Source organism: Streptomyces sp. NPDC006339 (assembly GCF_040612775.1).
GTDB lineage: Bacteria > Actinomycetota > Actinomycetes > Streptomycetales > Streptomycetaceae > Streptomyces.
The window spans coordinates 43,237-49,236 of sequence record NZ_JBEXQW010000055.1 but is presented as its reverse complement, the minus strand read 5'-3'; the positions used below and the strand labels follow the sequence as shown (position 1 = coordinate 49,236).

Sequence of the window (6,000 nt, the reverse complement as noted above, 5' to 3'; positions counted from 1 at the left end):
CAGGCGGTGCGGTACGGGAAGCGCCGAGGGGGACGCGCGGGGCACGCGCGAACGACGGCCACCCGACCTCCGCCTGATCGGTCTTTCGGAGGGGGGCAGACCGGAGGCCGGTTCGGTGTTCCGCGCCTGCCGGTCACTCGGAGAGGAAGCTCTCCAGTTCCCGTACGAGGGCGGCCTTGGGCTTGGCGCCGACGATGGTCTGGGTGACCTCGCCGCCGACGTAGACGTTCATCGTCGGGATGGACATGACGCCGTACTTGGCCGCCGTGTCCGGATTCTGGTCGATGTTGAGCTTGACGATCTCGATCTTGTCGCCATGCTCGGCCGCGATGGCCTCCAGTGACGGGGCGAGCTGGCGGCACGGGCCGCACCACTCGGCCCAGAAGTCGACCAGGACGGGCTTCTCGCTCTTGAGGACGTCGGCTTCGAAGGAAGCGTCGGTCACGGACTTGAGAGCCATCGGGTACCTCCTTGTGGGTGTGCGGTGCGGATCCGTCCGGGTCAGACCGCGGCCGTGGCCATGGCCGGAGTCTTGTCGGCGAGGGCGGCGAGGTAGCGCTCGGCATCGAGCCCTGCCGCAGCACCGGTGCCGGCGGCCGTGATGGCCTGGCGGTAGGTGTGGTCGACGACGTCACCGGCGGCGAAGACGCCCGGGAGGTTCGTACGGGTGGAGGGCGACTCCACCTTGATGTAGCCCTCGTCGTCCAGGTCGATCTGGCCGGTGAAGAGCTCGGTACGCGGGTCGTGGCCGATGGCGATGAACAGACCGGTGGCTGCCAGGTCGCGCGTCTTGCCCGTGAAGGTGTCCCGCAGGACGACTCCGCCGAGCATGCCGTTCTCCGCCTTGATCTCGGCGATCTCACTGTCGAAGGCGAAGGAGATCTTGTCGTCGGCGAACGCGCGGTTCTGCATGGTCTTGGAGGCACGCAAGGCCGAGCGGCGGTGGACGACGGTCACCGAGCGGGCGAAGCGGGTGAGGAAGGTGGCTTCCTCCATCGCCGTGTCGCCGCCGCCGACCACGACGATGTCGCGGTCACGGAAGAAGAACCCGTCGCAGGTCGCGCACCAGGACACACCGCGCCCGGACAGCTCCTCCTCGTTCGGCAGGCCGAGCTTGCGGTAGCCCGAGCCGGTCGCGATGATCACGGCCTTCGCGCGGTGGACGGTGCCCTCGGAGTCGGTCACCAGCTTGACCGGGCCGGTGAGGTCCACCTCGACGATGTCGTCGTCGATCATCTCAGCACCGAACTTCTCGGCCTGGGCCCGCATGTTCTCCATGAGGACAGGGCCGTCGACGCCCTCCGGGAAGCCCGGGAAGTTCTCGACCTCGGTCGTCGTGGTCAGCGAACCGCCCACGAAGATCGAGCTGCCGAACAGCAGTGGCTTCAGCTGCGCGCGAGCGGTGTAGAGGGCGGCGGTGTATCCGGCGGGGCCGGAACCGATGATGACGACCTCGCGGACGTCGGCCGGGCTGCTCATGCGGTCTTCTCCGGGGCGATCTCCTCGATCAGGCCCTCGACGAGCTTCTTGATCTCGTCGCGGATCGGACGGACGGCCTCGACGCCCTGGCCCGCCGGGTCCTCAAGCGTCCAGTCGAGGTAGCGCTTGCCCGGGAAGACGGGGCAGGTGTCACCGCAGCCCATGGTGATGCACACGTCGGACGCCTTGACGGCGTCGACCGTGAGGATCTTCGGGGTCTCGGCCGTGATGTCGATGCCGACCTCGCGCATCGCCTCGACGGCGGCGGGGTTGACCTGGTCGGCGGGGGCGGAACCGGCGGAGCGGACCTCGACGCGGTCCCCGGCCAGGTGCGACAGCCACGCGGCGGCCATCTGGGAACGGCCGGCGTTGTGGACACAGACGAACAGGACGGAGGGCTTCTCGGACACGGCAGGTCTCTCTTGTCTCGCGACGAAATCAGGCGCAACTGAAATCAGCACCCGGTGGTGTCATCCACCACTGATGTGAGAGTATCAGTACATGATGACGTCAGTCGACACTGAGCTGATCCGGGTTCTGGGTGATCCCCTGCGCCTCCAGATCGTGACCTTGCTTGCCCGCGAGGCCCTGTGCACCACCCACCTCGTGGAGGAGACAGGTGCCAAGCAGACCAACCTCTCCAACCATCTGAGAGTGCTGCGGGAGGCCGGTGTCGTCGAGACCGAGCCGTGCGGACGCTTCACGTACTACAAGCTCCGCCCGGACGTCATCGCCTCCGTTGCCGGCCAGTTCGCCGACCTGGCCGAGTCCGCCCGTACCGCTGCCGAGAACAAGAGGGCCTGTCCGTGACCCCCACCCAAGCGCCCGCCCCGACCGAGGAGCCCTCGGTCGTCGCGAAGCTTTCGACGCTTGACCGTTTTCTCGCCGTCTGGATCCTCCTGGCCATGGGCCTCGGCCTGGGTCTCGGTCGGCTGATCCCCGGCCTGAACGACGCGCTCGCCAAGGTCGAGATCGGCGGCATCTCGCTGCCGATCGCCGTCGGCCTGCTGATCATGATGTACCCGGTGCTCGCCAAGGTCCGGTACGACAAGCTCGACGCCGTCACCGGTGACCGCAAGTTGATGATCTCCTCGCTGGTCATCAACTGGGTCCTCGGCCCGGCGCTCATGTTCGCCCTGGCGTGGATCTTCCTGCCGGACCTGCCCGAGTACCGCACCGGCCTGATCATCGTGGGTCTCGCGCGCTGCATCGCCATGGTGATCATCTGGAACGACCTCGCCTGCGGCGACCGTGAGGCCGCGGCCGTCCTGGTCGCCCTGAACTCGGTCTTCCAGGTCATCGCCTTCGGCGTCCTGGGCTGGTTCTACCTCGACCTGCTGCCCGGCTGGCTCGGCCTCGGCGAGGGCGAGCACCTCGACATCTCGATGTGGAAGATCGCGCTGAATGTCGTCATCTTCCTCGGCGTTCCGCTGGTGGCCGGTTTCCTGACCCGCCGCATCGGTGAGAAGAAGATGGGCCGCGAGTCGTACGAGGCGAAGTTCCTGCCGAAGATCGGCCCGTGGGCGCTCTACGGTCTGCTCTTCACGATCGTCATCCTCTTCGCCCTCCAGGGGAAGACCATCACGTCCCAGCCGCTGGACGTCGTGCGGATCGCGCTTCCGTTGCTCGTGTACTTCGCGGTGATGTGGTTCGGCACGTTCCTGCTCGGCAAGGCGATCGGCCTGAACTACGACCGCACCGCCACGCTCGCCTTCACCGCCGCAGGTAACAACTTCGAGCTGGCCATCGCCGTCGCCATCGCCACCTTCGGCGTCACCTCCGGCCAGGCCCTCTCCGGAGTCGTCGGCCCGCTCATCGAGGTCCCCGTCCTGGTCGCGCTGGTGTACGTGTCCCTGGCCTGGCGCAAGAAGTTCACGACCGCCCAGGTGAAGTAGTAGGTCGTCGTACGGCATCATTCGGCTGCCCCGCTGCATGCAGCGGGGCAGCCGCGTTTGGAAGGGGATACCGCAATGAGCAGGCATGTCGACGTGGTCGTCATCGGCGGCGGCCAGGCCGGACTCGCGGCCGGCTACTACCTGCGCCGCCTCGGCCTGGAGTTCGTCATCCTGGACGCCCAGGCGACCCCGGGTGGTGCCTGGCAGCACACCTGGGACTCGCTGCACCTGTTCTCCCCGGCCGCGTACTCCTCCCTGCCCGGCCGCCTCATGCCGCCGCAGCAGGGGGAGACGTACCCCGACGCCGCCCACGTCGTCGACTACCTGACCGACTACGAGCGGCGCTACGACCTCCCCGTCGTCCGTCCCGTCCAGGTCGAAGGGGTCCACCGTGACGGTAACTACCTGCGGGTGGAGAGCGTGGCAGGATCCTGGAGTGCCCGTACGGTGATCAGCGCCTCCGGCACCTGGTGGCGCCCGTTCATGCCGGCGGTCCCCGGCCGTACGGAGTTCAAGGGCGCCCAGCTCCACACGGTCGAGTACCGCCGACCTGCCGACCTCGCCGGACAGCGGGTAGTCGTGGTCGGCGGCGGGAACTCCGGCGCGCAGATCGCCGCCGACCTTGCCCACGACACCGACCTGACCTGGGTCACCCAGCGCCCGGCCCGCTTCCTCGCCGACGACATCGACGGCCGCGCCCTCTTCGACCACGCCACGGCCCGCCGCCGCGCCCTCGACGAGGGCCGCACCGACACCGGAGGCGTCGCCTCGCTCGGCGACATCGTCGCCGTACCGCCCGTACGTGAAGCCCGCGATGCCGGACTCCTCAAGGCTCAGCCGATGTTCACCCGTCTCACCGCGACCGGCGTGGAGTGGGCCGACGGAACCCGCGCGGAGGCCGACGCGATCGTCTGGTGCACCGGCTTCCGCCCCGCCCTGTCGCACCTCGCGCCGCTCGGCCTGCGGGGCCCGCGCGGCCACATCCCCACCGCGGGCACCCAGGCGCTCAGGGAACCCAGGCTCCATCTCCTCGGCTACGGCGACTGGACCGGCCCCGCCTCCGCCACCCTCATCGGCGTCGGGCGCCCCGCCCGCGACGCTGCCCGAGCGATCGTGGAACTTCTCGACCTGCCCTGACGCGCAGAAGCCGGCCCCGGCGAGACGGGGCCGGCAACCGTCGGTCAGCCGCTACTCGGCCCTGACCATCGTGTTGCCGCAGCAGCACGTCGGACTCTGACCATCCGTGATCTGCTCGACGCCCGCATCGCCGAAGCAGACGCGGCCATCACCGAACTCCTCGCGCTGCGCAAGACCCTCGTCGACACGCGCGAACGAGCGGACGACTGCGCGGGCGACGAGCCCGTCACGGTCTGCGCGATCATCGAGGAGCCGTAACCTCGGCCGATGTGCGGCCGTCGTCAGGACAGCGTGCTGACGACCTCGCGGACCTGCGCCGCGACGGACTCGGGCAGCGGCGCGTAGTGGATGGAGTGCAACTGCTCCTGGCCCTCCTCACTGGAGGTGTAGGTGAGGAACGACTTGAGCGCGGGCAGGCTCTCGGGCTGGTTCCCGGTCTCGCAGACGATCTCGTACGTCACCAGGACGATGGGGTAAGCGCCTTCGGCTGAGGTCTTGTAGTCGAACCTCAGAGCCAGGTCGTTGCCCTTGCCGGCGATCTCCGCCTCGGCGATGCCCACAGACGCGCTGCTCGTGCTCGGCGCGACGGGCTCGGAGGCGCCTGTGGCGATGCGTACCGTGTCGATCTTCCGCTTGGCGGCGAAGGACAGCTCGAAGTAGCCGATCGCTCCCTCGGTCTGCGTCACCGAGGTCGAGACCGCGTCCGAGCCGCTCGCCGACTGGCCACCCCTGCCCTGCCACTTCTTGCTCGCCTCGTACGGCCAGTGGTCCCCGGCCGCGCCCTTGAGATAGGCGTTCAAGTTCTGCGTGGTACCGGAGTCATCCGCGCGGTGTACGGGTACGACGGGCAGATCCGGGAGTTTCGCGTCCGGGTTGAGGCGCTGGATCGACGGATGGTTCCAGCGGGTGATGCGTGCGTCGAAGATCCGGGCAAGGGTCGCGGCATCCAGGATCAGGTTGGTCACGCCGGGCACGTGGTAGCCGATGGCGATGGGCCCGCCGGCCATGGGCAGGTCGATGGCCCTCCCGCCGCGGCAGACGTCCTTGGTCATTTCCACGTCCTCGGCGCTCAGCGCCTCGTCCGTGCCGCCGAACGTGGTGGCTCCGCGCTGGAACTGGGCGACGCCCGCTCCCGATCCGAGCGGGTTGTAGACGAGCTGTACCCCCTCGCACGCCAGCTGGTACTGCTCCATCCACCGCTTCATCGCGTTCTGCTGCGCCGTGGACCCCGACCCGCGCACCTGGCCGGACTCGGCGCACTCGATGTCCGGCAGGGGCCCCTTCGGAGCAGCCTTCTCGGCGCTGTCATCGCCTCCGCCACAGCCCGCGAGCAGCAGCGCGCCCGCCAGCACGGCAGCCACCTCTCGCCTTCGGCTCGCCCGTCCCGTACGTCGGAGCTGCACCGTGATCCCCCTTGGACACACGCGGTTGAACGGCCGCGATCAACAACAGCGGCCCGATGCATAGATGCTCACCGATATGCGGGAGG

Annotated in this window: 7 protein-coding genes; 3 read left to right on the top strand and 4 right to left on the bottom strand. The window is 68.7% G+C overall.

What is annotated here, in order from left to right:
* Nucleotides 1–133: 133 nt before the first annotated feature.
* Genes trxA through ABZ135_RS32615 form a run of 3 tightly spaced genes read right to left on the bottom strand, consistent with a single transcriptional unit; the run spans nt 134 to nt 1,889 of the window.
* Complete coding sequence (gene trxA, locus ABZ135_RS32625) at nt 134–460, bottom strand: thioredoxin (RefSeq protein ID WP_356700936.1); 327 nt, start codon at nt 458–460, stop codon at nt 134–136.
* Nucleotides 461–501: 41 nt separating this feature from the next.
* A complete protein-coding gene (gene trxB / locus ABZ135_RS32620) occupies nt 502–1,479 on the bottom strand; it encodes a thioredoxin-disulfide reductase (RefSeq protein ID WP_356700934.1) in 978 nt (325 codons plus the stop codon).
* Nucleotides 1,476–1,889, bottom strand: a complete 414-nt coding sequence (locus tag ABZ135_RS32615) for an arsenate reductase ArsC (protein WP_356700932.1) — start codon at nt 1,887–1,889, stop codon at nt 1,476–1,478. Before ABZ135_RS32615 ends, trxB begins: the two co-directional genes overlap by 4 nt.
* Before the next feature lie 91 nt (nt 1,890–1,980).
* On the opposite strand from ABZ135_RS32615, the gene ABZ135_RS32610 reads away from it, so the two are divergent.
* The 3 genes from ABZ135_RS32610 (at nt 1,981) to ABZ135_RS32600 (ending at nt 4,511) form a co-directional block, all read left to right on the top strand.
* Entirely contained in the window at nt 1,981–2,289 is a 309-nt protein-coding gene (locus ABZ135_RS32610) for a metalloregulator ArsR/SmtB family transcription factor (RefSeq protein WP_356700930.1), read from the top strand.
* Nucleotides 2,286–3,374: an ACR3 family arsenite efflux transporter gene (gene arsB / locus ABZ135_RS32605; protein WP_356700928.1), complete on the top strand. Its 1,089-nt coding sequence runs from the start codon at nt 2,286–2,288 to the stop codon at nt 3,372–3,374. Before ABZ135_RS32610 ends, arsB begins: the two co-directional genes overlap by 4 nt.
* A gap of 75 nt (nt 3,375–3,449) precedes the next feature.
* A complete protein-coding gene (locus ABZ135_RS32600) occupies nt 3,450–4,511 on the top strand; it encodes an ArsO family NAD(P)H-dependent flavin-containing monooxygenase (RefSeq protein ID WP_356700926.1) in 1,062 nt (353 codons plus the stop codon).
* A 281-nt stretch (nt 4,512–4,792) separates the two neighbouring features.
* On the opposite strand, the gene pstS is transcribed toward ABZ135_RS32600, so the two are convergent.
* Complete coding sequence (gene pstS / locus ABZ135_RS32595; protein ID WP_356700924.1) at nt 4,793–5,872, bottom strand: phosphate ABC transporter substrate-binding protein PstS; 1,080 nt, start codon at nt 5,870–5,872, stop codon at nt 4,793–4,795.
* Nucleotides 5,873–6,000 lie beyond the last annotated feature (128 nt).